Source organism: Rhizobium sp. HT1-10 (genome assembly GCF_049472505.1).
Lineage (GTDB): Bacteria > Pseudomonadota > Alphaproteobacteria > Rhizobiales > Rhizobiaceae > Rhizobium.
This window is the reverse complement of sequence record NZ_JBCEBQ010000002.1, coordinates 96,173-121,590: the sequence shown is the minus strand read 5'-3', so window position 1 is coordinate 121,590 and position 25,418 is coordinate 96,173. Positions and strand designations below refer to the sequence as shown.

Genomic DNA, 25,418 nt, shown 5'->3' with positions numbered 1-25,418 from the left:
TCCCGTCCGTCGTGTCAATCAACCTTGACGATCGTCGCACTTGTGCCTTTGCAGCCATGGGCGTGCAAGAGATTATGCGAATAACCTGTGAAATGATTAGCCCGCGGAAGGAGGCGACATGCCGGCGAGACGTTCGGCCTGCTCGAAGAGCACGAAGAAATCCTTTTCGGCAAGGCCTTCCGTATAGGCTGCCTCGTACTGCTGACGGATCATGGAGGCGAGATACATCGGCACATGATCCGATCGCGCCGCGCCGAGAATGAGATCGAAATCCTTCATCATTTGCGAAACTGAAAACGCCGGATCGAAATTGCGGTCGACAAGAAGGTCTCGCTTGTAAGCGATCAGTGGCGAAGCAACCGCGCTTTCGCAGATGACGGTAAGCATCGTTTCGAGCGTCAGGTTGCCTTTGAGGCCCAGCGTCAGGGCTTCGCCCAGAAGGGCAGACGTCGCGCCAACGAGCGCGTTAAGGACAAGCTTGAGATAGCGGGCTTCCTCTGCCTTGCCGACATAAAAACGGCGCGAGGCAAAGCATTCGAACATCGGCTCCACGAGCTTATAGGTCTGCTCAGGACCAGACGCCATGACGGAAAGCGTTCCGGCCAGGGCCGTCGCAGTGCTACCCGAAACAGGCGCTCGCAGGTAGGCAACCCCAAGCGCGGTCATAGCTTCGTCAACCTCGGCCGAGATCGCCGGCGATACGGTACTCATCTCAACAAGCGTTTGCCCCGATTTCATAACACTGGCGAGGCCGCCGTTGGAAAATATCAGTTCACGAAGGACCGCGTCGTTCGGTATCGTCAATACGATGACATCGGAGGTCGCCGACAAATCCTCGAGCGAGTGCGCAACGTTCGCGCCTTCTGCCACGATCGTAGCCCGGTTCTCGGGCAGTGGCTCGTAAACATGCAGCGCATAGCCGGCATCGAGGACGCGACGGCTCATAGGCCCGCCCATCTTGCCAATTCCAGCCCAACCGACCGAAAATCTATCGCTCATCCTATCCTCCCGTATTTCTCGGCGGTCACCCAATCAGGCTTGTCGACCATGCTACTGTGAGAGATGCATCTCGTCGCGACACCGATGTTTGAACAGACATCGCCGTGACCCTCCCAAGCCTTCACTATGGCCAGCTGAAAGCAGAATGCTTGGCTTAAAATATCCATTCCGGACAATAATGCGTTTGTGAGGCGGGATGTTTATCAACTAGCCTCTTAGAGCGATCGCATGGCGTTGCATCGGAGGAGATGCAAGGCCGCGACACCAGTCCGACGCTGACTAAACGATGTCAGTATTCATTGGCCCGGTGCCGCCCACTGCGACGAAGCATCGGAGGAACTTCAATGAGATACATCAGACAAGACTATCGACGAAAGTTCGCGCTAGCGAGCAAGTGAACGTGTTGTTCAGCCGCAATAGCAGTTGATTGAAAGTCTACCGCGAAAGGGTCGAGGTCATCATGCTGATGATAGCCCCTGCATGCGTTGGATTTTGGAGGGGGATTTCATGAGCGAATCTGTAGCGGACAAGGTTGTCATAGTCACAGGCTCCGGACGCGGCATCGGGGCGGGGATCGCGCATGATCTTGCGTCCAAAGGTGCCAAGGTCGTTATCGCCGACCTGAATAGCGAGGCGGCGGAGGCCGTCGCGGCGGCAATCCGGTCACAGGGCGGAGAGGCCCAGGCTGCCCCGGTCGACGTGTCAGATCGCGCAAGCGTCAAGGCGGTGATCGCCGATACTGTCTCCCGCTTTGGCCGGCTCGATGTGATGTTCAACAATGCCGGCATTAGCCAGACCTGCCCCTTCCTTGATGTCACCGAGGATGACTTCAATCGCATCATGAAGATCAATGGCCTTGGCGTACTGATCGGCACGCAGGAGGCAGCCAAACAGATGATCGCGCAGGGCGGCGGCGGCAAGATCGTCAATACGGCCTCGATCGCAGGTAAGCAGGGCTACCCGCTGTTTGCCCATTACTGCGCGTCCAAATTCGCTGTCGTGGCAATCACCCAGGCGGCGGCGCGGGCTCTAGCGGAGCACAAGATCACCGTCAATAGTTTCGCTCCAGGCGTCGTCGCGACAGAGTTGTGGCAGCAGCTGGATCGCGAATTCATGGATCACGGACTGACCTCGAAGCCGGAGCAGGCCATCAACGAGTTCTCGCAGTCGATCCTGCTTGGACGCGTCTCTGCTCCCAAGGATATCACCGGCGTCACGACTTTCCTTGCATCGCCGGCATCAGATTACATTACCGGCCAGACAGTGATGGTCGATGGCGGCATGGTTCTCATCTGAGGTCGTGACAGGCAACATTTAAGAGGATTTTTCGATGAAAGCGGTTCGCTACTACACCAAGAAAGACATCCGTGTTGAAGACGTTCCAGCGCCCTCGGGCCCGCTTGGTGACGACATGGTCCTGATCGAGCCGCTGGTCTGCGGCATCTGCGGCACCGACATCCACGAATATATAGCCGGGCCCATCGTGACCCCGAGTTCGCCGCATGTCTATTCCGGCGCGACCCTGCCGCAGATTCTCGGTCATGAGCTCTCTGCGCGTGTGCTCGAGGTTGGAAAGAATGTCACCCACGTGGCGCCCGGGTCCCGCGTTTCGATCCAGCCGCTGATTTCTCCGCGTGACGATTACTATGGTCGCCGCGGGCTCTTCCATCTCAGTGAAAAGATGGCCTGTTTCGGCCTTTCCTGGGAGTGGGGCGGCATGGCGGAGCGTGCCGTCGTCAACGGGTACAATGTCTTCCCAGTTCCAGACAGCGTCAGTGATATCCAGGCGGCTATGATCGAACCGGCCGCCGTTGCTGTGTACGGCGTGGACCGCGGTGGCGTCGAGGCAGGAAGTACCGTTCTCGTCTCCGGTGTCGGCCCGATCGGCGCCCTTGTTCTGCTGGCGACGCGCGCGGCCGGCGCCACCACCATCTTTGTGTCGGAACTCAATGCCAACCGGCGCGCGCTTGCCAAGAAACTGGTGCCGGAAGCAATCGTCTTCGATCCACGAGAAACAGACGCGGAAGCCCTTTTCCGGGAGCATACCGAGGAGGGTGTCGGCGTCGATGTCGCGCTCGAATGCGTCGGAGCGGAGGCTTCTCTCAATCTCTGTGCGAAGGCCGTCAAGCGACAGGGCACCGTCGTGCAGGTGGGGCTTCATGTCCGGCCGGCCTCCATCGACGCTATGCTCTGGGCGTTGAAGGACATCACGGTCGAGGCGGTCTGGTGCTATCCGGTGACCATCTGGCCGCGGATCGCGCAGATGATCGGCGCTGGCATTTTCCCGGTTGAGCAGATCGTCACCGCGCAGATTAGTCCCGATGACGTCGTCGAGAAGGGCTTCGAAGCGCTGATCGATCCGAACGCATCGCACATGAAAATTCTCGTCAATATGAAGGGCTGACCCCATGAAGAACCCGATGGATCTCAGCGGGCGCAAAAACCTGCTCACCGGAGCTGCGGGCGGCATTGGCCGCTTGATTAGGCCGCAAGAGATTGCTTCCGGCGTCGCTTTTCTCCGGTCGATGCGTCCAGCGGTATCACCGGCCAATTGCTGATGGTCGATGGCGGCTATTCGATCTCCTAACCAGAACAGAGGTTATTACCATGCATTTTATCGTTCACTGCCTTGACCATCCGGGCTCCGTCGAAAAGCGGCTTGCGAACTATGACGCCCACAAGACGTATCTCGGCTCGGGAAAGACGAAGACCATCATCTCCGGTCCGTTGCTGGCGGATGACAATGAGACCATGATCGGCTCGCTCTTCCTGTTCGAAGCCGACACCAAGGAAGAGATTGTCGCGTTCAACAAGGCCGATCCCTTCACCGCCGCAGGCGTCTGGAAGTCCGTCAATATCCATCCCTTCAGCAAGCGGGTGGACAACCGATGACCATGATAGAGGAACGGCCAGTGCTGGCGGCAATCGTCGGCCTCGGATGGTGGGGCAAGAAGATGGCCACGCTCGTCAATGCGGGTGGTGCGGAAATGCATTTCGTGCGCGGCATTGATCCCAACCCGGACGCCAGCGCCTTTGCCGACGATCTCGGCCTCCAGTTTTCGTCAGATCTTTCTGATGCTTTGAACGATCCCCAGATCGAGGCCGTCATCCTCGCGACGCCCCATTCCCTGCATCAGAGCCAGATCGCCCAGGCGGTTGCAGCCGGCAAGCATGTCTTCTGTGAAAAGCCGCTGGCGATGACGCGCAGGGATGCGGAAGCTTCGGTGGCTCTCTGTCATGAAGCGGGCCTCGTCCTTGGCATGGGGCACGAACGGCGCTTTGAGCCACCGATCGCCGAGATCCTGGAGGCGGCATCGAGCGGCAAGCTGGGCCGGCTCCTGCAGATCGAGTCGAACTTCAGCCACGACAAATTTCTCAATCTCGATCCGTCCAACTGGCGGCTCAACGCGGAACAGGCGCCGGCGGGCGGCATGACGGCAACAGGCATCCATCTGACTGATCTTTCCGTCAAGCTGATGGGGCCGGCCCGGGACGTCCGCGTGGTCTGCGAGAACCTCGCTTCCAGCATCCCGCAGGGCGATACGATGAGCGCTCATATCCGCTTCCAGAATGGCGGCTCGTCCTACGTGTCCGCAACACTGGCAACGCCCTTCATCTCGCGCTTCGCCGTTTTCGGTACGCTGGGCTGGATCGAGGTGCGCGACAAAGCTCACGTGGAATCGCCGGACGGCTGGATCGTCACCGAAGGCTGGAAGGACAAGCCGATCACCGTTCGCGAAGTGGCACCCGCCGAGCCGGTTCGCGACAATCTGCGTGCCTTTGCACGCGCCGTCCGCGGCACCGAAGAATACCCGATCACCGGGGAGGACATGATCAACAACATCGCGCTTCTCGAAGCGATTATCCGATCCGCGCGCTCCGGCGTCGTCGAGCAACTTTGACAGGAGATTAGCATGAAGGCTTTGGTATTCCAGGCGCCCGACAAGCCGGTCATCATCGACGCGGCAATGCCGGAAATTTCCCCAAACGAGGTGCTCGTGCGGACGCGAGCCGTTGGAATATGCCATTCCGACTACGAGCTCCTCGCCGGGCGATACATCATCCCGATCTCCTATCCGGTGACCCCAGGCCACGAATGGAGCGGTGAGATCGTGGAAGTCGGGCGCAATGTAACGGGCTTCAAGACGGGCGATCGCGTCGTCGGCGAGTGCGTGGTGCGCACGCCCGAGCGCCTTCACCATTTCGGTTTCTCGATGAGTGGCGCCGACCGCGAGTTCTTCAATGTCAATCCGGAGTGGCTGCATAAGCTGCCTGAAGCCGTCGACGACAAGAAGGCGGCGCTGATCGAACCATTTACCTGTGGCTTCTATGCGGTCCTGCGTTCAGGCGGCACGAATGCCAGCGAGACCGTGGTCGTATCAGGCGGTGGGACCATCGGCCTGGTTTCGGCAGCCGCGGCTATTGGCATGGGCGCCCGCGTCATCGTCGTCGATCCCCTCGCCACCCGTCGCGAAGTTGCCCTGAAGCTGGGCGCCGATGCAGCGCTCGATCCATCGGACGGCGGTGCGGCAGAGCGCATCCGTGAAATGACGGGCGGTCATGGCGCCGATCTCGTCGTCGAAGCCTCCGGGCACGATGCATCGATGGCTGCCGCCTTCGACTATGCGAGGGAAGACGGTCGCATGTCGATGGTCGGCATCAACATCGGCCGCAAGGTCCCCGTCGTCGTTGGCCAGATTCAGATGAAGAACCTGACCGTCAGGGGCTGCATCGGCTCGCCGGGCGTCTGGCCTGCGGCGATCCGCTTCCTCGAAAGGACCGGCATCGACCTTTCGCCGATACAGACCCACGACTACGCGCTGACCGATGCCGTGCAGGCTTTCAGCTTCGGCAAAGACGCGACCAAGAGCATCAAGATCACTCTGTTGAACGGTTGAACCCATGGAAAAGCACGCGCTCATCGTCGGAGCTACAGGCATTGCCGGCAGTAATCTCGCGGAGCACCTGCTTGCGCAGGGCGGCTGGAAAATCTCTGGCCTCTCGAGGTCCGAGAGCCCGGTGAGGGGCGTCGAAACCCTGAAATGCGACCTGACGGAGGCGCAATCCGTCAGCCGCGCGCTGGAAGGGGTCAGCCCGACGCATGTCTTCATCACCGCCTGGTCCCGCCAGGCGACGGAAGATGAGAACTGCAAGGTCAATGGCGGTATCGTCCGCAACGTGCTCGACGCGCTGCGCGGGCGCGGTGTCAGACACGTCGCTCTGGTTACCGGCACGAAGCACTATCTCGGCCCGTTCGAATCCTACGCAAAAGTCGCACCGGAGACGCCATTCCGCGAGGAACAGGCGCGTCTTCCCAACCAGAATTTCTATTATGTGCAGGAAGACGAAATCTTCAGTGCGGCCGCGCGAGAGAAATTCACCTGGTCGGTCCACCGCCCCCATACGCTCATCGGCTATGCCGTCGGAAATGCGATGAACATGGCCGCCACACTGGGGATCTACGCGTCGATCTGCAAGGAGACCGGGATGGCCTTTTCGTTCCCCGGCTCCCCGGAACAATGGCAGGCAGCCACCGACGTCACGGACGCCCGCATCCTTGCCAAGCAGCTGGCATGGGCCGCGACGACGCCTGCTGCAGCCGATCTGGCCTTCAATATCGTCAACGGCGACGTCTTCCGCTGGAAGTGGCTTTGGCCGCGCATTGCAGCCTATTTCGATATCGAGGCTGCACCCTATTCCGGCACGCCGGAGCCGCTCGAGGGAAAGATGGCGGACGCAGCGCCGATCTGGGACGGGCTCGTCGTCAAGCACCACCTCAAGCAAAACCCACTCTCCCGCGTGGCATCCTTCTGGCACACCGATGCCGATCTCGGACGCCAGGTGGAAACGTTCAACGACATGGCGCGCAGCAGAAAGCTCGGCTTCCTGGATTACCAGGACACCACCGAATCCTTCACGGACGCTTTCGACCGCCTGCGAGCCGATCGGATCATTCCTTGATCTGAAGGAGACGGACCATGACCGAGACAGTTAACACCCAAACGCCGGCAATCGGCTATTTCACCGAGGAAAATTCGGTTGCGACGGTGAATGCCCGCATGGGCAAGGACGTCGAACCACGCCTGGCCACCGTCATGGCCAGCCTGGTGAAACATCTCCACCATTTCGTCCGTGAGGTCGAACTGACCCAGGCGGAATGGGAGTACGCCGTCGATTTTCTGACAAAGACTGGACAGATCTGCAGCGGCGAACGGCAGGAATTCATCCTGCTCTCCGACACCCTCGGAGTGTCGATGCTGGTCGATGCGATCAACAATCGCCGGCCAGAGGGTGCGACGGAGAATACGGTGTTCGGCCCGTTCCACGTCGAGGGCGCCCCGGTGCGGGAAATGGGCGATAAAATCTGCCTCGACGGGAAAGGCGAAAGCTGTCTCTTCGTCGGACGCGTTATCGATATCGATGGTAGGCCAATCGAAGGTGCGCGCATCGACGTGTGGTCCGACAATGCGGAGGGCTACTACGATGTGCAGCAGCCCGATATCCAGCCGAAATGGAACAACCGCGGTGTCTTCGTCACCGGCGCTGATGGACATTACAGCTTTGTCGGCATCAGGCCGGTGTCCTATCCGATCCCGGATGACGGCCCGGTTGGCAAGATGCTGGCAAGCCTCGGTCGCCATCCCTATCGCCCGGCGCATATGCATTACATGATCCGTGCCGACGGCTTCCAGAAGCTCGTTACGCACACCTTTGTCGGCGGCGACACCTATCTGACTTCGGATGCTGTCTTCGGCGTGAAGAAGACGCTGGTCGCACCATTTGCCAGGGTGGACGGCGGCGACACGCTCTGGCGTTCCGACTTCGATTTTGTGCTCGTGCCGTAGACCAACAGCACCAGGAGATAGCCTTGCAAGACTTTGTCTATAACGGAAATCCCGGCCGCGTCATCTTCGGCAGCGGCACGGTTTCGCGCCTGGAGGATGAGGCTGAGCGCTTGGGCGCGAAGCGCCTGCTTGTCCTCTCGACGCCCGAGCAGGTCGGCCAGGCAGAGGACATCGCGCGCCATCTCGGTACGCGTGTTGTCGGCGTCTATTCGAAGGCGACGATGCATACACCTGTGGACGTGACTTCCGACGCAATGAGTGTTGTGGAGAAGCTCGGCGCGGACGCGGTCGTCTCAATCGGCGGTGGCTCGACAACAGGCCTTGGGAAGGCGATCGCCTTTCGCACCGACCTGCCGCAGATCGTCGTTCCGACGACCTATGCCGGGTCTGAAGCAACGCCGATCCTGGGCGAGACGGAGAATGGCCGGAAGGTAACAAAATCCGATGCGCGCATCCTTCCAGAAGTCATCGTGTATGACATCGATTTGACCATGACGCTGCCGGTATCGATGTCCGTCACGAGCGGGCTCAACGCCATCGCCCACGCTGTCGAAGCATTGTATGCGCGCGAGACCAATCCGATCATCTCGCTGCTGGCGGAACAGGGCATCGCGGCCTTTGCACAAGCGCTTCCGGCGATCGCACGGACGCCTGACGACAGGGAAGCCAGAGCCAAGGCACTCTATGGTGCGTGGCTCTGCGGTGTCTGCCTGGGGTCCGTGGGCATGGCGCTGCATCACAAGCTTTGCCACACGCTGGGCGGGATGTTCAACCTGCCGCATGCGCCGATGCACACCGCGGTGTTGCCCCATGCCGTGGCCTATAACGCCTCGTCCGCGCCGGAGGCGATGGCGCGGGTGGCAAAAGCATTGGGTGCGGACTACGCGGCCACCGGTCTCTTCGACCTGGCATCGGGTCTTGGTGCCTCGATGGCATTGAAATCCATGGCAATGCCCAAGGACGGAATCGATGAAGCGGTCGATCAGACCATGTCGAACGCGTATTGGAATCCGAAGCCGCTTACCAAGGATGGGCTGCGACAGTTGCTGTTAAACGCCTACGAAGGCACCAGGCCTCGACACGCCTAGAGCTAATCAAGACGGAGCAAGGTCGGTTGGCTCGATCGCTCAACAAGCGGGAATTGCAATGGGAGGTAAGCACGTGGGTAGGATTATTGCAGGCCTTTGGCAAAAGACGGTGAGTTGGCTGTCCGCCCTCAGTTCGGCACATGTCGTCGATGATGGAAGCAACGATAAGCAAGATCAGCCGGGTAAGAAGCAGCCGCCGAAACTGTATCTGGTTTCCGGGCGCGGTTGAAATTCGACATTGCCCCCAGGACCCAGATGTCGTCTCATCATTGCGAAGCTACATCCGGCCCGTCTTGTCAGGAGCTAGGAGGCTGACGTGATCAAGCACATCGTCATGTGGAACGTGCGAGGCGAAACGCCGGAGGAAAAGCGGCGGACCGCATTGCTCATCAAGGCGAAATTCGAGGCGCTGGTGGGAGAGATACCCGGCTTGCAGAAGCTGGAAATCGGCATCGATATGAGTCGCATTTCCTACGCCTGCGACGTCGCCCTCTATTCCGAGTTTGCAGATGTCGACGCCTTGAATGTCTATGCCGAGCACCCGGCACATCAGAGGGTCAAAGCCGACCTCGAGGGCATGCGCATCGCGCGGCACCAGGTCGACTACGAAGCTGACGACGCCTGAGCGCAAGCCGCTTCAATTGATGGCGGCTGGCGCGCAAGTACCTTTCGGGTTCGGCTGACAGTCTGCGCGCCGGCTTCGACGTTGCGCGGATAGTGCGGTGAGGTAAGCGCAGGCACCCGCTTCATGGCTCGTCGCCGTTGAGGGGGGCACAGGGCGCAGGTCTCGACCGCTTATCGTTTCGTGGCTTATGCAACCGAGAAATTTCATGGCGCGGCCAACGCCGTCGCAACATCCCGAGGCCGCTTTTGGCCGGGGTATAAACATCAGAACTACGCGCCGGAATAAACATCGCATTTCTGAGAGGAGCCAAACTATGACTTGGGACAAAAGGGGCGGACCACGGATCGCCTTTCTGGGAACGGGCGCGCAGGGCGCATCGATCGGTGCCGACTTCGCCCTGGCGGGTCTCGACGTGACGTTCATCGAGCAGTGGCCGGATCACGTTACCGCAATCCGCGAAAGGGGCATCACAGTCAACCTGCCGACGCGCACGATTAACGCCAAGGTGCCGGCGCTTCACCTTTGCCAGGTGGCCGAGGTGAAGCAACCCTTCGATCTCGTTTTCATGGTCGTGAAGGCCTACGACACGAAGTGGGCCTGCCAGCTTATCGAGCCGGTGCTCGCCAAGGATGGCCTGATCGTCGGCCTGCAGAACGGCATGACGCACGAGGATATCGCCGCGATCGTCGGCCGCGAGCGGACCATTGGCGCTGTGATCGAGATCGCCTCGAACATGTGGGAGCCGGGTGTTACCAATCGGCAAAACGATCACGATACGTCCTGGTTCGCTCTCGGCGCGCTCGATCCGAACACGCAGCCGCGCGTGGAAGCCGTCGCCGCGTTGCTGCGCAATTCCGGCACCGTCGAAGTTTTCGACGATATTCGCTCCGCCAAGTGGATGAAGCTCGTCGTCAACGCTGCTGAACTGATCCCGTCTGCCATCATCAACATGCCCCTCGGCGACGCAGCGCGTGCCCCCGGCATGCTGGAGGCCATGCGTGCCGCCGGCTACGAAGCGATTCATGCGGCGCTTGCCGATGGTGCAACGATCGTTCCGATCATCGGCATGCCGCCCGTCACCACCAACAATCCCGAGCGCTATGTCGACAAGATCTTCGAAGAGGTCCTTACGGTCTTCTCGCAGGCCGATACCTTGACAACGTCGCTTCAGGACTGGCGGAAGGGCCGCCGTGCGGAGATCCAGGAAGTCAACGGCTGGGTCGTGGACATCCTGAAGGCGCACGGCCAGCCGGCGCCCATGAACCAACGTATCATGGAGATCGCTTTCGAGATCGAGAGCGGCAAGCTTGAAGCGAAAGTCGAGAACTCGAAGCTTCTGATTGAAGCCTATGAGGCTGCTGCCGGCACACGGTGAGGCGTGGCCGCAGCAGGTGAACCGGCACAAACTATCAAGAAGAGGAGAACGTCATGCCGCTGTTGGTAAAAGACATCCATCTGCAGGTTGGCGTCTGTCGACTGTCTTGAGTTCCCCGTTTTGCGCTTGCAATCAGCCTTGCCGGCGCTGAGGAGGCCGAGAAGCGATGCATCTCCTCTTGGGAAATGCAGACTGTCGAGTGGGCTAAAACCTCTGCTGGCTAGCCGCTAAAACAACCAAACCTACCAACAGCACATTTTTTCTGTCCATCCAACAATCGAGCGATATCATCGGCGCCGCGCTTGATGTCGGCGGCTGCTGTAAGTTCCTCTAGCTTCAGAACAACCTGTTCAACTGCCGCAGCATTGCGGCGGTATATCGCTTGCTTGCCTCCCGCACATCGCGCTCCGCCAGCATGGGCTTCGGGTTGGGGGCGACCTCCCGGCGTTCAGCCGTCAAGCGGAGTTCTGCCCTCTCCTAAGCACTTATCCAAACCGGATATTTTCAGTGTTTCCACGCGGCGAGAAATGCATGAAGCTGTTGCTAAGCGGTTTAGGAGGAGTCGCTTTCCTTTCGATACACGAGCTCTGCCAGTAATGTTTTGCGGTGTCCATTTTTGTGGACACACGCGAAGTAGCTGGACTGTGTCGTCGAAACGAAAAACGCAAGACGGTTGAAATTTAGACACGCCTATTCTCGGAGGAGGTAGAAAATGGCTCTCGAAGCGACGACGACCGTCATCGCTGCTGGTCTCCCCGTAATAATCGACTGAACGAAATGCTGTTCCAGGCGGCGGAATGAGTTTGCTGCGGCTTTGTGAACGGCGCGGCACTGGCTTCATGGTGACACAGACCGCCACGCCTGTGGCGGAACTGAGGTGCCTTGAATCCAGATTTCGCGGCCGAGAGCCGCGGCAGAATAAGAGGTAGGAACAAGATGATCATGGGAGGTAGCGCGACATGAATGCAAGTTCGATTACGCCCGCTGCGCTGGACAAGCAGGGATTGTTCGCCATGCCTTTGGCGCGCAGTTTCGTCACCGTCGTATTCTCCACGCTGCTGCTTCTCATACTTTGCCGAATCCTAGCGCCATCGAGCGTTTCCTGGGGTGCGTTGTCCGGAAGCCTTCCGTTTGCGGCGATCATCGCGATCGTTGGTCTCGGGCAATTGCTGGTCGTTCAGCACGGTGGATTCGATCTTTCGCTGCCAGGCTCGGTATCCTTGGCCGTCGTTGTATCGACGCACTATCCGCAGCAGAACGATGGACTTCTTTATCAAGCTGTCCTGCTCGCATTGGCCTTCGCCGTGGCCGCGGGCTTCCTGAACGGAATACTCGTCAGTTTTTTCCGGTTGAATGCGATCATCGCGACGATTGGGGTGAACGCGCTGCTCTACGGAGCCGTCTTTGCCACGTCGGGCGGTGTCCCGTCGATCACCACGAACCTCCTGGCTGAGATCGCCGGCGGCGAAACCCTGAGCGTACCCAATTCGGTTCTCTTTGCGGTGGCTGCCACGGCAGTCGTCTCGTTCGTTCTCAAGAAGACAGTGGCCGGTCGCCGGTTCGAGGCGATCGGCGCCAGCCCTCCGGCGGGCAGGGCGGCCGGTCTGAACGTTCGCGTGCATCAGATGATGGCCTATGTCTATGCGCAGTTGCTCTATTGCATGGCCGGTATCCTGATCGCTGGCATTACCCGCGAACCGACCGCCTTCCAGGGAGACAGTCTCCTGCTGCCGTCGGTAGCCGTCGTCGTTCTTGGCGGGACCTCGCTTCTCGGGGGCCGCGGCTACCCGATATCGACGGTCATCGCGGCCTTCTTCCTCAACCAATTGAGCCAATTCGCACTCTCAGTCGGGGTGCCCTATTCGGCTCAAACCATCATCCAGGCCTTGGCCCTGGGTTTTGGCATCGGTGTTTACTCGCTCCGCTGGACGGTAAACTCAAGAAAAGCGACTGGAACAAAAACTGTGGAGGAGAGAAAATGAAAAATTCAAAATTTGCCAAGGTTCTCGCCGTTTCGGTCGGAACTGCTATTGCAGGGCTGGGTAGTGCCAGTCTCGCCAAGGCCGAAACACCATCCTGGTGCGGACCCAAGAAAGCGAGCCTTGCCCTGCTCGACGGCTACGGCGGCAACAGCTGGCGCCAGGTGACGACAGCATCGGGTAAGCAGGTCGTCGACCTCTGCCCAAGCATCACCAAATACGAATATGCCGACGGCCAGGGAGACACCCAGAAGTCGATTTCCGACATCAAGGGCATGGCGGCGAAGGGCATCGATGCGCTCGTTGTCTTCGGCGACGCCGGCCCCGCTGTGTTGCCAGCCATCACGAGCGTCCACAAGGCAGGCAAGATAATCGTGCCATACCGCGTCGCAGTCGGCGGCAAGGAAGGCACAAACTACGCCAAGTTCATCGGCTCATCCTTCGAAAACGATGGCGTGACCTGGGGTAACTGGATCAAGAGCATACTGCCCAAGGGTGGAAATCTTCTGTTCCTCAGCGGACCTGCCGGCAACAGCCAGGGACTGGATGAACTCAAGGGACTGAAGAGCGTGCTCGGTGCCGAATATGTCTTCGTGAACCCTCAGCCGTTCGATGTGACGAACTGGGATCCGGCACTCACCCAAAAAGTCCTGACCGCTGAGATCGCCAAGAATCCAAAGATCGATGTGATCATCTCCGACTTCGGCCCATCCCTGGTCGGCGCACTGCCGGCATTCACCAAGCAGGGCAAGTCGATCCCGGCGCTCGCCACCTCTGACGGCAATTCGCTCGGCTGCTTCTGGCAGGAAAACCACGCAAGTAATCCGGACTTCAAGCTTTTTACCGTTGCAACCGGCAATGACAATGTACGGCTCGCCGTGCAGTGGGCCGTCGCACTTGCCACAGGCGGCGAAAAGCCGAAGGACGAAATCTTCAAGGCATCGGCGTTCGAGGACTCGGTCTCGGGCAAGCCGAATGCCGTGCAGTGCCGCAAGGATCTGCCGGGCGCGATCTACATGTCGTCCGCGCTTTCTCCTGAGGACCAGGCCAAAGCCGTCAGCCACTAAGCGACAGGCCACCATGAAAACTCCCCGGAGGGACATCCCTCCGGGCCAGCACTCAAGACGGGTCACAGCACATGGCGGAAGCAAAGACTAAAGAGATCGAGGCGCAGACGGGAGAGGTCATCATCCGTCTGACGGGCATTACGAAGTTCTTCTCGGTCGTCCCAGCGCTCAGCGACGTGAATGTCGAATTCTACGCGGGCGAGGTTCATGCCATTCTTGGCGAGAACGGCGCCGGCAAGTCGACGCTGATGAACATCATTTCCGGCACGCTTCGACCCACGCAAGGGGAAATCAGCTTCGAAGGCCAACCGATCAGCCAGATGAGGCCCGATATGGCCAAGGCGCGCGGCATCGGCATCTGCTTCCAGCATCCGGCCATTCTCGAAGATCTGTCGATCCTCGAAAACCTACGCGTTGCGTTGCCTTCGTCTATCTTCGCTCAGCGCAATGCTAATGACGTTGCAACCGAAGTTCTGGATACCATGGGTCTGAAGGTGCCGTTGCGGATGCGCGCCGACGGTCTGACGGTCGCGCAGAAGCATCTCTTCGAGATCGCAAAGGCGCTCGCGCTCAAGCCAAAAGTACTTATCCTCGACGAGCCGACCGCGTCGCTCGACCAGGAATCGACCGACATGCTGTTTGACCGCATTCGGGAAGTCGCGGCGGCGGGAACATCCGTCATCTACATCACCCATCGTCTCGCCGAGCTTCGCCAGATCGCCAACCGCGTCACGGTCCTGCGTGACGGTCGCGTTCGCGGCGGCGCGATGGTCCGGGATGTCAGTGTCTCCGAACTCGTCAACCTCATCGTCGGACGTACTTTGAAGGCAGCTTTCCCGCCGAAGGCACAGTCTGCCTCCGAGGAAACAGGCTTGTCGGTCACCGGAATAAGCACCGGCGATCTGAAAAATGTCAGCTTCGAGGTTCAGCGCGGACAGATCGTTGGCATCGCGGGCGTGGCGGGCAACGGTCAGCCCGAGCTTATGCGGGTACTTGCCGGGCTGGAACCTGCCGAGGGCTCCATCGTCCTGCGAGGCCGGTCGATCGATCAGCGCGAACTGTTGCGCGCCGCCGCCTTCATGCCTTCTGATCGGCACGTCGAAGGTGTTGCAAGCGGCCTGACGGTTCGCGAGAACGCCACCTATTCCGCCCTCGAGAAATTTGCTGTCGCGGGGATCATGAGCCGAAAAAGAGAGATCGAACAGGTCAATTCGATCTTCGGCGAGCTCGCCGTGAAGACACCCGGTCTGGAGGCGCCGATCCTGGCGCTGTCCGGCGGCAACCAGCAAAAAGTCGTCATGTCACGCGCTCTGCTGTCCGACCCCGGCCTCATCATAGCCGATGAACCGACGCAGGGTGTCGATGTCGGCGCACGTTTTGAGATTTACCGCATCCTGCGGGAGGTCTCCGAAGCGGGCACGCCCGTCATCGTCAACTCCTCCGATGCCGTCGAGCTCGAGGGTCTCTGCGACAAGGTCATCGTCATGTCCCGCGGGCATGTCGTCGAGACCCTGACGGGAAGCGAGGTGACCGAAGGCCGCATTGTCGCGGCTGCGGTCAACGCAACGACCCATGTCGGAGAAATCTCCAAGGCCGATACGAGGCAGTCCGGCGGTATCCGGCATCTACTGCAATCGGACAATGCGCCGGCCATACCGCTTGCGATCGTAACGATTCTTCTCGGCCTTTATGTCTATAGCCAGAACGACAACTTCTTCTCGGTGTACAACATATACAATATCTTCCTTCTGGCCGCGGCCTTGGGCTTCATCGCGATGGGTCAGACGGTGGCGCTGCTTATGGGCGGCATCGACCTTTCCGTCGGCCCACTTGCGGGGTTCCTTGTCGTCGTCGCGTCATTCTTCATAAACGACGACAAATCGACCGCCATCATGGTGATGGGCTTCCTGCTGATGTTCGCCGGCGCCTTCATCACCGGGACTGTCAACGGCCTGCTCATACGCTTCGCAAACTTCACGCCCATCGCTGCAACGCTTGCAATGTATATCGCGATACAGGGGTTCAGCTTCCTTCTCCGGGATAATCCGGATGGCTACATCAGTGCAACGGTGACGGACTGGATCAACTGGCAGTGGGGTCCCTTTCCGGTTGCCTTCCTGGTGCTCGTCGCTTTCACACTGGCCGGCGAATATCTTCTGCGCCAGACGAAGGCCGGCTGGCGGCTGAGAGCGGTCGGCTCGGACGAGCAATCCTCGCGTCGGGCCGGCATCAACGTCAACCTGACATTCATCGCCGGTTATGTCGTCTGTTCCCTACTCACCAGCCTCGGCGCCATCATGCTGATGACCCAGATCGGCGTTGGCGATCCGCGCCAGGGCGTCAACTATACGCTTTCGAGCATCACGGCGGTCGTTCTCGGTGGCACCAGCCTGTCCGGAGGCAGAGGGACGTTCATCGGTACATTGCTCGGCGCGATATTGCTGACCGAGGTCCTCAACGCGGTAACCTTCCTCGGCCTGACCCAGACCTACCAGTATTTCTTCCAGGGGATTCTGGTCGTCGTGGCAGCGCTTGTCTACTCGGGCGTCAGGAGACGCGCAGCGAATTGATGTTGCCCTTGGTTCAGGAGGAGAGTGGAATGACGCCAAGAGTCTACGGCATGCACCATATCGGCATCACTGTGCCGGATATCGAAGAAGGCATACGCTTTTTCCAGGCTGTTTTCGGCGCGATCGAGGTTTTTCGCACCGGGCCATTTGATGTCGATGCCGATTTCATGGCCAACAAGCTTGGCGCCGCAGCCCATTCTCAGATCCGCGATCTCGCGTTTTTGCGATGCGGCGAGGGCACGAGCGTCGAGCTCTTCGAATATGCGGGCGAGGAAAACAAGGAACCGCCAAAGCGGCCTTCGGAAGTCGGTGGAATGCATCTCTGTTTCGAGGTCGAGGATGTCTTTGCCGCCACAGACCGCCTGCGCTCGATCGGCGTCGATATGCTGGATGGTCCTAATCTCGTTGAAACTGGCCCTCTGGCCGGTTTCAACTGGATCTATTTCAGGGCGCCATGGGGCTTGGTTCTAGAGGTGGCCAGTTTCGACAAGCTAGGTTATGAAGACGGCTCCCCGCATCGGCTATGGCGCGCTAGGGGACAGAGCCTTCACGGATGAACGCGGACCGGATCTAAACCAGAACGATTCCGGATAACTCCTTGCTGACGGACAGAAGCGGTGGAAGGTACCGTTCGACGATCGTTTGCATGACTTCATCGGACATCGGAAGTCCCGTGTTCAAAGCTGCGACGATCTGGCCGCGCGGGTTTTTCAACGGGACGGCAATCGAGCGCAATCCCACCTCGACTTCCTGGTCGACAGAGGCAAAGCCTTGCCGTCTGACGCGCTCCAGCTCTGACAGCAGGGGTGCAAGATCGACAATCGTATTCGGCGTGCGGGCGACCAATGTCGAGGACCGCAGGATATTTTCAGCCCGCTCTTCCGGTAGTGCCGCCAGCAGTACTCTGCCCATGGATGTGCAATAGGCGGGCAGCCTCGATCCTGGCATGAGGGCGATCGACATCACCTTGCGCTGAGCGGCGCGGGCTACATAGACGATCTCGCCTTCGTCGAGGATGGCAACCGACGTGCTCTGGCCGATCCGCTCCGACAGATGGTCGAGCCACGGCTGAACGATCCGCGGCAGGGGCATGGATGCCAGGCAGCCCGTACCGAGGCGAAGGACACGAGGCGTTACCGTGAAATACTTGCCGTCATAGGCACAGTAGCCATGCTCGGCCAGGGTCAGCAGACAGCGGCGCGTCGTCGCCCGATCCAGTCCGGCAATCGTGGCGGCCTCGGAGATGCTGAGGCGCGGGTTCTCGGCGGTGAATGCCTCGATGACACGAAGGCCCTTCGCCAGCCCACCCATAAGATCGCTTTGCTTGGTTTCCAAGAAATACCCATGTGCGATATTAGAACAAAAAATCTATATCGCACAAAGTCGTTGCCGTCGATATGGGCTGGCGTTACTAATTCGAGGGCGGATTAGGCTATCGGGCTGGTCCGCCGAGGAGGATGCGAATGGACAAGACGATCGGGAGCCTCGCGGAGGCGGTCAAGGATATCGGCGATGGCGCAACCGTCATGATCGGCGGCTTCGGCGGCTCCGGCGCGCCCATCGAGCTCATTCATGCGCTGATCGACAAGGGCCCAAAGAACCTTACAGTTATCAATAACAACGCCGGAAATGGGCGCATCGGCATAGCCGCGATGATCGATGCGGGCATGGTCCGGAAGATGATCTGCTCCTTCCCCCGCTCTTCCGATCCACGCGCCTTCACCGACCGGTATCTGGCAGGCGAGATCGAGCTTGAACTGGTGCCGCAGGGAACCCTTGCTGAGCGCATTCGCGCCGGCGGCGCCGGCATTCCGGCGTTCTTCACGCCGACGGCCTATGGCACCGAGCTTGCAGAAGGCAAGCCGATCGCCGAATTCGACGGCAGGCATTATGTCCAGGAGAGGTGGCTGAAGGCAGACTTCGCCATCGTCAAGGCGCATCTCGGCGATGTCCATGGCAACCTCACCTACAACAAGGCCGCGAGGAACTTCAATCCGCTGATGTGCATGGCGGCTGCCAGAACCGTCGCGCAGGTCTCGAAGATCGTGCCGCTCGGATCCATAGATCCGGAACTGGTAGTGACCCCCGGGATCTTCGTCAATGGCGTCGTCGAAGTCGCCGCGCCGCAACAGGAAGAAGAACTCATCCGCGCTGGAGTGGCCTACGCATGACCGCCGATACATCAGTCAACACTCGCGACGATATCAAGCTCTCCAACGCCCAGATTGCCTGGCGGGCTGCGCAGGACATCGAGGACGGCGCCTATGTCAATCTGGGGATAGGCTTTCCGGAAATGGTGGCGAGGTATCAGCCGCCCGGCCGGCAGGCGATTTTTCATACCGAAAACGGCATTCTCGACTTCGGCGAGCCGCCGGCCGCTGGAGAAGAGGACTGGGACCTGATCAATGCCGGAAAGCGGGCCGTGACACTGAAGCCGGGCGCCGCCTTCTTTCACCATGCCGATAGTTTCGCCATGGTTCGGGGAGGGCACCTCGACGTGGCGATCCTTGGTGCCTACCAGGTGGCGCAAAGCGGTGACCTCGCCAACTGGCGTGTCGGCAGCAAGGGCGTACCCGCCGTCGGCGGTGCCATGGATCTTGTGCATGGGGCCAAACAGGTCTTCGTCATCACCGAGCATGTCACCAAGGATGGCAAGCCGAAGCTGGTCGACGCCTGCACCTTCCCGCTCACCGGCGTCGGCTGCATCACGCGCGTCTATACCAGCCACGCGGTTATCGACATCGTTGGCGGAAAATTCGTCGTCCGCGAGAAATTGGTCGACATGAGCATGGAAGAACTACAGGCGATCACAGGCGCGAAGCTCCATACCGATGGGCCCGTTGCCGACCTCGTCGTTCCCGCCCTTTGAAAGAGAGACTGCGATGACCGATGCATTCATCTGTGACTACATCCGCACCCCGATCGGCCGGTTTGGCGGCTCGCTTGCGAGCGTGCGTACCGATGATCTTGGCGCCATCCCCTTGAAGGCGCTCATGGCACGTAACAGCCAGGTCGATTGGGAGGCCGTCGACGACGTGATCTTCGGCTGTGCCAACCAGGCCGGCGAGGACAACCGCAACGTTGCGCGGATGTCGTCACTTCTGGCCGGACTTCCGGTTTCGATATCCGGCACGACCATCAATCGCCTTTGCGGGTCCGGCATGGACGCTGTCATCACGGCGGCCCGAGCCATCCGCGCGGGTGAGGCGGAGTTGATGATCGCAGGCGGCGTCGAGAGCATGTCACGTGCACCCTTTGTCATGCCGAAAGCCGAGACCGCCTATTCCCGTAGCGCCGAGATCTACGACACGACGATCGGATGGCGCTTCATCAATCCGTTGATGAAGACGCAATACGGCGTCGACAGCATGCCGGAGACAGGCGAGAACGTTGCGGCAGACTACAAGGTCACCCGCGAGGATCAGGATGCGTTTGCGGTGAGGAGCCAGGCAAAGGCTGCTGCGTCACAGGAACGCGGCCGTCTCGCCAAGGAAATTACGCCGGTTGCGATTCCGCAGCGCAAAGGCGATCCGGTTGTCGTCGACAGGGACGAGCATCCGCGCGCGACGACCATCGAGACACTGGCCAAGCTCGGCACGCCCTTCAAGAAGGAAGGTGGGACGGTGACGGCCGGCAACGCATCCGGCGTGAACGACGGGGCTACCGCGCTGATCATCGCCTCGGAAGCCGCGGCGAAGAAGTATGGCCTCAGGCCGATCGCTCGCATCCTCGGTGGCGCGGCGGCCGGTGTCCCACCACGGGTGATGGGTATCGGTCCGGTTCCGGCCTCCAGAAAGCTGATGGCACGGCTCGGCATGACCCAGGACCAGTTCGATGTCATCGAACTCAATGAGGCCTTCGCCTCTCAAGGTCTAGCTGTTCTTCGCGAGCTTGGAATCGCCGATGACGACAGCAGGGTGAACCGCAATGGTGGGGCAATTGCCCTGGGTCATCCGCTGGGCATGTCCGGCGCCCGCATCACCGGAACCGCGGCGCTCGAACTCGCCGAAACGGGCGGATGCTATTCGCTATCGACCATGTGCATCGGCGTGGGGCAGGGAATTGCCATTGCCCTCGAGAGGATTTGACGCAGGGCTCGCTAAAGTGTCTTTCCCATGAATAGCCAATGGGCCTGACTTTGACATAGCACCGTCAGTGGTTCGCTGCCCATCACGCCGGGGATCATCTCGGCGCGGGTCGTGTCTTGTGCATTGGACCTCCCAATTCTTCCCAGCTTTCCTTCAAAGCGGCGTTGCCTGGAAACGCGAGTTTCCCGGTCAAACGACGCGCGGGTGATTGAAGGGGGCTATGAGCTGAGTTGACGGCGTATGAGTTTGAACAACGTGATCCCAGTCGCCCATGAGTTTCGCGGATTTGTCAGATTAATTGGCTTTTAACCACAAGCGTAAGCGACATGATAATAAGGTCGGGTTACCTTTCGAAATTGAGGAAATATTTGATTAAAAATTTACCGCGTGGATGCTTCATTTCTGGGGGAGAAATAAATGCTATCAATGCAGGCCGGTCTTTCGAAGTGGTCCGTTGTTATCTCTACTGCTTTATTTGTTGTAGTCCTTGTCACACTCGGCATTCTAACAACAAATGTCATCACAACGATGCGCCACTCCGCCGACATTCGGGATGATGAGCGTGCCTCCCGTGCTGCCCAGTCCGCAATCCGATCGCTTAAAGAGCGGGTTTCGATGACACTTCTCGACAATGCGGGATCAAGTGACGCCTATCAGGTTTCACAAACTGGCGAATTCTCTCGCTGGGCGATTGAGAAATGGCGAGGAACGAGCGGAGCCTCATCAATTTACGATGGAGCCATAATCACGACGCGTAGTGGAGCGACCGCTATGGCGAGTTATAAAGGATCGGTTTTCGACCCCTCAACACGGTTTGGAAAGGTGCTCGAAACGCAATCTTCGGCAGCTCTCAATCACGACGGCAAGCCGCTGGTTGAATTCGTTAAGACCTGGGACGGTGTGGATATCCTGGCGTCTACGATGATCCATCCGGACGGCGGCAAGACTGTCATGACGCCTTATGCAGTCTTGTCGCTTTTCCGGCACGTCCGGGATTCTGATCTTGGCTTGCTTGCCGAACAGTATCAGCTTGAAGGCCTGCGCCTTTATGAGGAAGCACCCCGCCATATGCTCGTCGTCGCCCTGCGAGGCGCTTCGGGCGTCCCCGTTGCTTATCTGGGATGGAATAGACTTCGGCCAGGGAGCCGAGTTTATCAGGAGGTCAGAAATCAAGTCCTTGCCGGCGCAGTCATTCTGGTCGCATTCCTTGTTGTGGTGGTGATCGCGGGCGGTGCGGAGTCACGGAAGATGGCCAGACTGGCGCGCGTGGCCCGTTATGAAGCGAGCCACGATGGTCTCAGTGGCCTCTTGAACCGAAACGGGCTCCTGACGGAGTTGAATGGAGCAATCGCAAACGCTGACGATGTTACGCTTCACCTTCTTGACCTGGACGGTTTCAAGGCAGTGAACGACACCTGGGGCCACCAAATTGGCGACATTCTCATCCAGCGAGTTGCTGAGGCCATTCGCGAATGCCACCCGCAAATTGTGTCTGCTGCGAGATTGGGAGGTGACGAGTTTGCCCTTGTTCAGCGCACCCTGAATTCGTCGACAGATCTTGGGGCACGGGTGCTTTCGCTTTTTGAAAGGCCATTTGAGATCGAAGGTCGGACAGTCGAAGTTGGCGTTAGCATTGGCAGCGCGCGGTCAAGCGACGTCACCGACCCCTTTGAATTGCTTCGCCGAGCCGACATGGCGCTTTATCGAGCGAAGCACGAAGGCAAGGGAAAGGCTGTAGACTATCAGCCAGAGCTTGATCGCGACCGCGAGGCGACTGCCGTGCTCGAAGGAGAGCTCAAACAGGCCGTTGCAGATGGCGGCATTAGCGTCGCTTACCAACCCCTCGTTGCCTCAGGCACGGGCAAGTTGAACGGCGCGGAAGCGCTTGCGCGATGGCATCGCCCGACGGGGGCCATCAGTCCTGAAATATTCATCCCCATGGCAGAGCGTTGTGGATTGATTGACCAACTCGGGATGTCAATCTTACGCCAATCCGTAAGAGCGGCCGCCGACTGGCCGGAGCTTGGGTTGTCCGTCAATGTTTCACCGGTCCAGATATGCAATCCTTCCTTTGCTCCGCGGGTTGCCAGCCTGCTGGACGAAGAGGACTTTGAGCCTGCTAGGCTGACACTGGAGATTACAGAGGGGGTCCTGATGTCAAACCCAACTCATGCGCGAAGGGCGATCGATGAGCTTAAGAAGATCGGCGTCCGGTTTTCTCTTGATGATTTTGGCTGCGGTTATGCCAGTATCGGTGCGCTCAGGCAGTTCGGCTTTGACAGCATGAAAATCGATCGGTCTCTCGTCTGGGCAGCCGACGACGGGCGAGGACGGGAGGTCTTGAAGGCGACGATTGCGCTTGCCATTGCTTTATCAATCCCTGTCACAGCAGAAGGCATTGAAAACGAGGGGCAGGCAAACTTTCTGCGAGAAGCGGGTTGCGATCAGCTTCAGGGATATATGGTTGGGCGACCGATGTCGGCCGAAGACTTGTCTCGATTCAGAACTGGCGGGAATGGGTTCCGCCCAAGCTCATCTGCGGCTTGAGTTTTAGGCCAGAAAGGCGACCATCCAACCTCCTGTCGCTGCGTCGTTAGGGGTGGAGCTGTCAATCCGCGTGCTTGATGATGAGAAGGCATTTCAAGCACTGCGGGCAACTGCGGCCCCTGTGCAAACGTGAAAAACCCGCATCGTCTTTACGCTTGACCATTGCCCCGGCCTCGATTGCTTCGAGACGCGGGTGCGCGACCGGGTCGCGAAGCATCTCCAGCAACCCAGCGACTCCCGAAGAAATGGGAAGCCAGACCCATCTCGCACGGGCCAGTCACTTGATGCGTTGGAAAAGCGAAAATAGCAGTTGACCTGACAGCAGATGTCAGACCAATTTGTTGGCAGTCGGAGAAGCACATTGCTCACACCCCTGCCAACACATGATCGGACGCGGCAAGTCATCGACGCCCTGTCAGATTTCATAGAGAAGACGAAGCTGAAGTCGGGCGAGCGGTTGCCATCCGAGCGTGAAATGATGACGGCCCTCTCGGTCGGGCGCTCAACCATTCGCGAGGTGGTGACCCATTTCCAGGCGCTCGGGGTCATGGAGACCCGCAAGGGCAGCGGCACCTATCTGCTGAAGCCCGTTTCCAAGACGACCCTCCACATGCCGTTGTCGATGGACACGCCGCATCTGCGCGATGCGTTGCTGCAGACGCTGGAGGTTCGCCGCGGCATCGAGTGCGAGGCGGGCATGGTCGCGGCCAGGAAGCGCACGGACGAGGACCTCGCCGTCATCGAGGCCAGGCTCGACGAGATGGAGCGGGTGCATATTGCCAAGGGCACCTCGGGACCTGAGGACCTGGCATTCCATCTTGCCATCTACGACGCGACCCACAACCCGTTGTTCAAGCAGTTGCTGGAGCAGATGCGCGGCACGTTCGAGCGCTTCTGGACCCATCCTTTCGAGCGGCAGGACTTCGCCCGCCGCTCCTTTCCCTTCCACCGCACATTGTTCGACGCGATCGTCAGCCGGGACCCCGAGGCTGCCCGCGTCGAAACGCTCAGGATTCTCGACGTTGTCGAGGAAGATATCAAGGAAATGTCCAAATGACCGGATCGCTCGAGCCATTCGATCTCGCCTCGCTGATCACCGCCCATGACGAGGGCAACTACGCTGAAGCCGTTGTACCGCCGATCTTCCAGACATCGCTTTTCACCTTTTCCGATTACGACGATATGATCGCTTCCTATCGCGGCGAAAAGGTCCGGCCGATTTACACGCGCGGCCTTAACCCGACGGTGCGGATGTTCGAGGAGATGCTGGCCAAGCTCGAGGCGGCCGAGGATGCGCTCGGATTTGCGAGCGGCATGTCGGCTATCTCTTCGGCGGTGCTGAGCTTCGTCGAGCCGGGCGACCGGATCGTCGCCGTCAATCATGTCTATCCCGATGCCTTCCGCCTGTTCGGAACGATCCTGAAGCGCATGAAGGTCGAGGTCACCTATGTCGACGGACGTGACGAGGAGGCCGTGGCCAGGGCGCTGCCGGGCGCAAAGCTGTTCTACATGGAAAGCCCGACAAGCTGGGTCATGGAAGCGCACGATGTCGGCGCGCTTGCGGCGCTGGCCAGACGGCATGGCGTTGTCTCGATGATCGACAACAGCTGGGCCAGCCCCTATTTCCAGCAGCCGCTGACGCTCGGCGTCGATCTCGTCATCCACTCCGCCTCCAAGTATCTCGGTGGCCACAGCGATGTCGTTGCCGGCGTGGTCGCGGGCTCGAAGGTGCTCATTGGACGGATCAAGGCGGAAGCCTATCCCTATCTCGGCGGCAAGCTCTCGCCTTTCGATGCTTGGCTGCTGATCCGCGGCATGCGCACCCTGCCGCTGCGCATGAAAGCCCATGAGGCCGCGGCCATGACCATCGCCAAGCGGCTGCAGGACCTCGACGTCGTCGAGATGGTTTGCCATCCCGGCCTCTCCAATCGCCTGCCGGCCGGCCTCAACGGCACGTCCGGCCTGTTCTCGTTCATCTTCCGGGAAGGCGTCGACATCCGTGCCTTTGCCGACCACCTCAGGCTTTTCAAACTGGGCGTGAGCTGGGGTGGCCACGAGAGCCTCATCGTCCCGGGCGAAGTCGTCCTTCAACAGAAGGCACAGCCCAATTCCGCGCAGACCTTCGGGATCAGCGCGCGGTCCGTCCGTCTGCATGTGGGTCTCGAAGGAACCGAGGCCCTGTGGAGTGACATCGAGGCAGCGATATCAGCCGCCTCGTAGAACCATCAACCTGAA

Annotated in this window: 22 protein-coding genes; 20 read left to right on the top strand and 2 right to left on the bottom strand. The window is 59.6% G+C overall.

From position 1 onward, the window contains the following. Nucleotides 1–96: 96 nt before the first annotated feature. Nucleotides 97–999, bottom strand: coding sequence for an NAD(P)-dependent oxidoreductase (locus VH564_RS05700; RefSeq protein ID WP_423338849.1), 903 nt, complete (start codon nucleotides 997–999; stop codon nucleotides 97–99). Nucleotides 1,000–1,506: 507 nt separating this feature from the next. Between VH564_RS05700 and VH564_RS05695 the strand changes: the two genes are divergently transcribed. The 14 genes from VH564_RS05695 (at nucleotide 1,507) to VH564_RS05630 (ending at nucleotide 17,105) form a co-directional block, all read left to right on the top strand. After that, a complete protein-coding gene (locus tag VH564_RS05695; RefSeq protein ID WP_423338848.1) occupies nucleotides 1,507–2,295 on the top strand; it encodes a glucose 1-dehydrogenase in 789 nt (262 codons plus the stop codon). Nucleotides 2,296–2,329: 34 nt separating this feature from the next. Further along, on the top strand, nucleotides 2,330–3,403 hold the full coding sequence (locus tag VH564_RS05690; protein ID WP_423338847.1) for a 2,3-butanediol dehydrogenase: 1,074 nt from the start codon (nucleotides 2,330–2,332) through the stop codon (nucleotides 3,401–3,403). 203 nt (nucleotides 3,404–3,606) lie between these two features. After that, entirely contained in the window at nucleotides 3,607–3,891 is a 285-nt protein-coding gene (locus VH564_RS05685) for a YciI family protein (RefSeq protein ID WP_423338846.1), read from the top strand. Beyond that, complete coding sequence (locus VH564_RS05680; RefSeq protein ID WP_423338845.1) at nucleotides 3,888–4,901, top strand: Gfo/Idh/MocA family protein; 1,014 nt, start codon at nucleotides 3,888–3,890, stop codon at nucleotides 4,899–4,901. Before VH564_RS05685 ends, VH564_RS05680 begins: the two co-directional genes overlap by 4 nt. A gap of 12 nt (nucleotides 4,902–4,913) precedes the next feature. Further along, nucleotides 4,914–5,897: a zinc-dependent alcohol dehydrogenase gene (locus VH564_RS05675; RefSeq protein ID WP_423338844.1), complete on the top strand. Its 984-nt coding sequence runs from the start codon at nucleotides 4,914–4,916 to the stop codon at nucleotides 5,895–5,897. Between the two features lie 4 nt (nucleotides 5,898–5,901). Further along, nucleotides 5,902–6,960 carry an SDR family oxidoreductase gene (locus VH564_RS05670; protein WP_423338843.1) on the top strand — a complete coding sequence of 353 codons (1,059 nt, stop codon included), beginning with the start codon at nucleotides 5,902–5,904 and terminating at the stop codon, nucleotides 6,958–6,960. A gap of 17 nt (nucleotides 6,961–6,977) precedes the next feature. Then, on the top strand, nucleotides 6,978–7,844 hold the full coding sequence (locus tag VH564_RS05665; RefSeq protein ID WP_423338842.1) for a dioxygenase: 867 nt from the start codon (nucleotides 6,978–6,980) through the stop codon (nucleotides 7,842–7,844). A 23-nt stretch (nucleotides 7,845–7,867) separates the two neighbouring features. After that, entirely contained in the window at nucleotides 7,868–8,932 is a 1,065-nt protein-coding gene (locus VH564_RS05660; RefSeq protein ID WP_423338841.1) for a maleylacetate reductase, read from the top strand. 316 nt (nucleotides 8,933–9,248) lie between these two features. After that, nucleotides 9,249–9,557, top strand: coding sequence for a Dabb family protein (locus tag VH564_RS05655; RefSeq protein WP_423338840.1), 309 nt, complete (start codon nucleotides 9,249–9,251; stop codon nucleotides 9,555–9,557). A gap of 313 nt (nucleotides 9,558–9,870) precedes the next feature. Continuing rightward, nucleotides 9,871–10,932, top strand: a complete 1,062-nt coding sequence (locus tag VH564_RS05650; RefSeq protein WP_423338839.1) for a ketopantoate reductase family protein — start codon at nucleotides 9,871–9,873, stop codon at nucleotides 10,930–10,932. Nucleotides 10,933–11,945: 1,013 nt separating this feature from the next. Continuing rightward, nucleotides 11,946–12,914 (top strand): ABC transporter permease, encoded by a 969-nt coding sequence (locus VH564_RS05645; RefSeq protein ID WP_423339381.1) that lies wholly within the window; start codon nucleotides 11,946–11,948, stop codon nucleotides 12,912–12,914. Beyond that, nucleotides 12,911–13,978, top strand: coding sequence for a substrate-binding domain-containing protein (locus VH564_RS05640; protein WP_423338838.1), 1,068 nt, complete (start codon nucleotides 12,911–12,913; stop codon nucleotides 13,976–13,978). Before VH564_RS05645 ends, VH564_RS05640 begins: the two co-directional genes overlap by 4 nt. 71 nt (nucleotides 13,979–14,049) lie before the next feature. Then, nucleotides 14,050–16,548, top strand: coding sequence for an ATP-binding cassette domain-containing protein (locus VH564_RS05635; RefSeq protein ID WP_423338837.1), 2,499 nt, complete (start codon nucleotides 14,050–14,052; stop codon nucleotides 16,546–16,548). 29 nt (nucleotides 16,549–16,577) lie between these two features. Then, nucleotides 16,578–17,105: a VOC family protein gene (locus tag VH564_RS05630; RefSeq protein WP_423338836.1), complete on the top strand. Its 528-nt coding sequence runs from the start codon at nucleotides 16,578–16,580 to the stop codon at nucleotides 17,103–17,105. Between the two features lie 13 nt (nucleotides 17,106–17,118). Here VH564_RS05630 and VH564_RS05625 read toward each other — a convergent pair whose 3' ends face one another. Further along, on the bottom strand, nucleotides 17,119–17,859 hold the full coding sequence (locus VH564_RS05625) for an IclR family transcriptional regulator domain-containing protein (protein ID WP_423339380.1): 741 nt from the start codon (nucleotides 17,857–17,859) through the stop codon (nucleotides 17,119–17,121). Between the two features lie 152 nt (nucleotides 17,860–18,011). On the opposite strand from VH564_RS05625, the gene VH564_RS05620 reads away from it, so the two are divergent. The 6 genes from VH564_RS05620 to VH564_RS05595 all read left to right on the top strand — a co-directional run bounded on the left by VH564_RS05620 (nucleotide 18,012) and on the right by VH564_RS05595 (nucleotide 25,403). Next, complete coding sequence (locus VH564_RS05620) at nucleotides 18,012–18,719, top strand: 3-oxoacid CoA-transferase subunit A (RefSeq protein ID WP_423338835.1); 708 nt, start codon at nucleotides 18,012–18,014, stop codon at nucleotides 18,717–18,719. Continuing rightward, nucleotides 18,716–19,417 (top strand): 3-oxoacid CoA-transferase subunit B, encoded by a 702-nt coding sequence (locus tag VH564_RS05615; protein WP_423338834.1) that lies wholly within the window; start codon nucleotides 18,716–18,718, stop codon nucleotides 19,415–19,417. The genes VH564_RS05620 and VH564_RS05615 overlap by 4 nt, the downstream gene beginning before the upstream one ends. Before the next feature lie 13 nt (nucleotides 19,418–19,430). Beyond that, a complete protein-coding gene (pcaF, locus tag VH564_RS05610) occupies nucleotides 19,431–20,636 on the top strand; it encodes a 3-oxoadipyl-CoA thiolase (RefSeq protein WP_423338833.1) in 1,206 nt (401 codons plus the stop codon). A gap of 417 nt (nucleotides 20,637–21,053) precedes the next feature. Continuing rightward, nucleotides 21,054–23,183, top strand: coding sequence for a putative bifunctional diguanylate cyclase/phosphodiesterase (locus VH564_RS05605; protein ID WP_423338832.1), 2,130 nt, complete (start codon nucleotides 21,054–21,056; stop codon nucleotides 23,181–23,183). Nucleotides 23,184–23,508: 325 nt separating this feature from the next. Further along, the gene (locus tag VH564_RS05600) at nucleotides 23,509–24,240 is read left to right on the top strand and encodes a FadR/GntR family transcriptional regulator (protein ID WP_423338831.1); all 732 of its coding nucleotides are present in this window, start codon (nucleotides 23,509–23,511) and stop codon (nucleotides 24,238–24,240) included. After that, nucleotides 24,237–25,403, top strand: a complete 1,167-nt coding sequence (locus VH564_RS05595; protein WP_423338830.1) for a PLP-dependent transferase — start codon at nucleotides 24,237–24,239, stop codon at nucleotides 25,401–25,403. Before VH564_RS05600 ends, VH564_RS05595 begins: the two co-directional genes overlap by 4 nt. Nucleotides 25,404–25,418 lie beyond the last annotated feature (15 nt).

Coding starts and splice junctions, on each gene's coding strand:
- VH564_RS05700 (WP_423338849.1), bottom strand. CDS start 999: ATGAGCGATAGATTTTCGGTCGGTTGGGCTGGAATTGGCAAGATGGGC.
- VH564_RS05695 (WP_423338848.1), top strand. CDS start 1,507: ATGAGCGAATCTGTAGCGGACAAGGTTGTCATAGTCACAGGCTCCGGA.
- VH564_RS05690 (WP_423338847.1), top strand. CDS start 2,330: ATGAAAGCGGTTCGCTACTACACCAAGAAAGACATCCGTGTTGAAGAC.
- VH564_RS05685 (WP_423338846.1), top strand. CDS start 3,607: ATGCATTTTATCGTTCACTGCCTTGACCATCCGGGCTCCGTCGAAAAG.
- VH564_RS05680 (WP_423338845.1), top strand. CDS start 3,888: ATGACCATGATAGAGGAACGGCCAGTGCTGGCGGCAATCGTCGGCCTC.
- VH564_RS05675 (WP_423338844.1), top strand. CDS start 4,914: ATGAAGGCTTTGGTATTCCAGGCGCCCGACAAGCCGGTCATCATCGAC.
- VH564_RS05670 (WP_423338843.1), top strand. CDS start 5,902: ATGGAAAAGCACGCGCTCATCGTCGGAGCTACAGGCATTGCCGGCAGT.
- VH564_RS05665 (WP_423338842.1), top strand. CDS start 6,978: ATGACCGAGACAGTTAACACCCAAACGCCGGCAATCGGCTATTTCACC.
- VH564_RS05650 (WP_423338839.1), top strand. CDS start 9,871: ATGACTTGGGACAAAAGGGGCGGACCACGGATCGCCTTTCTGGGAACG.
- VH564_RS05645 (WP_423339381.1), top strand. CDS start 11,946: ATGCCTTTGGCGCGCAGTTTCGTCACCGTCGTATTCTCCACGCTGCTG.
- VH564_RS05640 (WP_423338838.1), top strand. CDS start 12,911: ATGAAAAATTCAAAATTTGCCAAGGTTCTCGCCGTTTCGGTCGGAACT.
- VH564_RS05635 (WP_423338837.1), top strand. CDS start 14,050: ATGGCGGAAGCAAAGACTAAAGAGATCGAGGCGCAGACGGGAGAGGTC.
- VH564_RS05630 (WP_423338836.1), top strand. CDS start 16,578: ATGACGCCAAGAGTCTACGGCATGCACCATATCGGCATCACTGTGCCG.
- VH564_RS05625 (WP_423339380.1), bottom strand. CDS start 17,859: ATGGGTGGGCTGGCGAAGGGCCTTCGTGTCATCGAGGCATTCACCGCC.
- VH564_RS05620 (WP_423338835.1), top strand. CDS start 18,012: ATGGACAAGACGATCGGGAGCCTCGCGGAGGCGGTCAAGGATATCGGC.
- VH564_RS05615 (WP_423338834.1), top strand. CDS start 18,716: ATGACCGCCGATACATCAGTCAACACTCGCGACGATATCAAGCTCTCC.
- pcaF (WP_423338833.1), top strand. CDS start 19,431: ATGACCGATGCATTCATCTGTGACTACATCCGCACCCCGATCGGCCGG.
- VH564_RS05605 (WP_423338832.1), top strand. CDS start 21,054: ATGCTATCAATGCAGGCCGGTCTTTCGAAGTGGTCCGTTGTTATCTCT.
- VH564_RS05600 (WP_423338831.1), top strand. CDS start 23,509: ATGTCAGACCAATTTGTTGGCAGTCGGAGAAGCACATTGCTCACACCC.
- VH564_RS05595 (WP_423338830.1), top strand. CDS start 24,237: ATGACCGGATCGCTCGAGCCATTCGATCTCGCCTCGCTGATCACCGCC.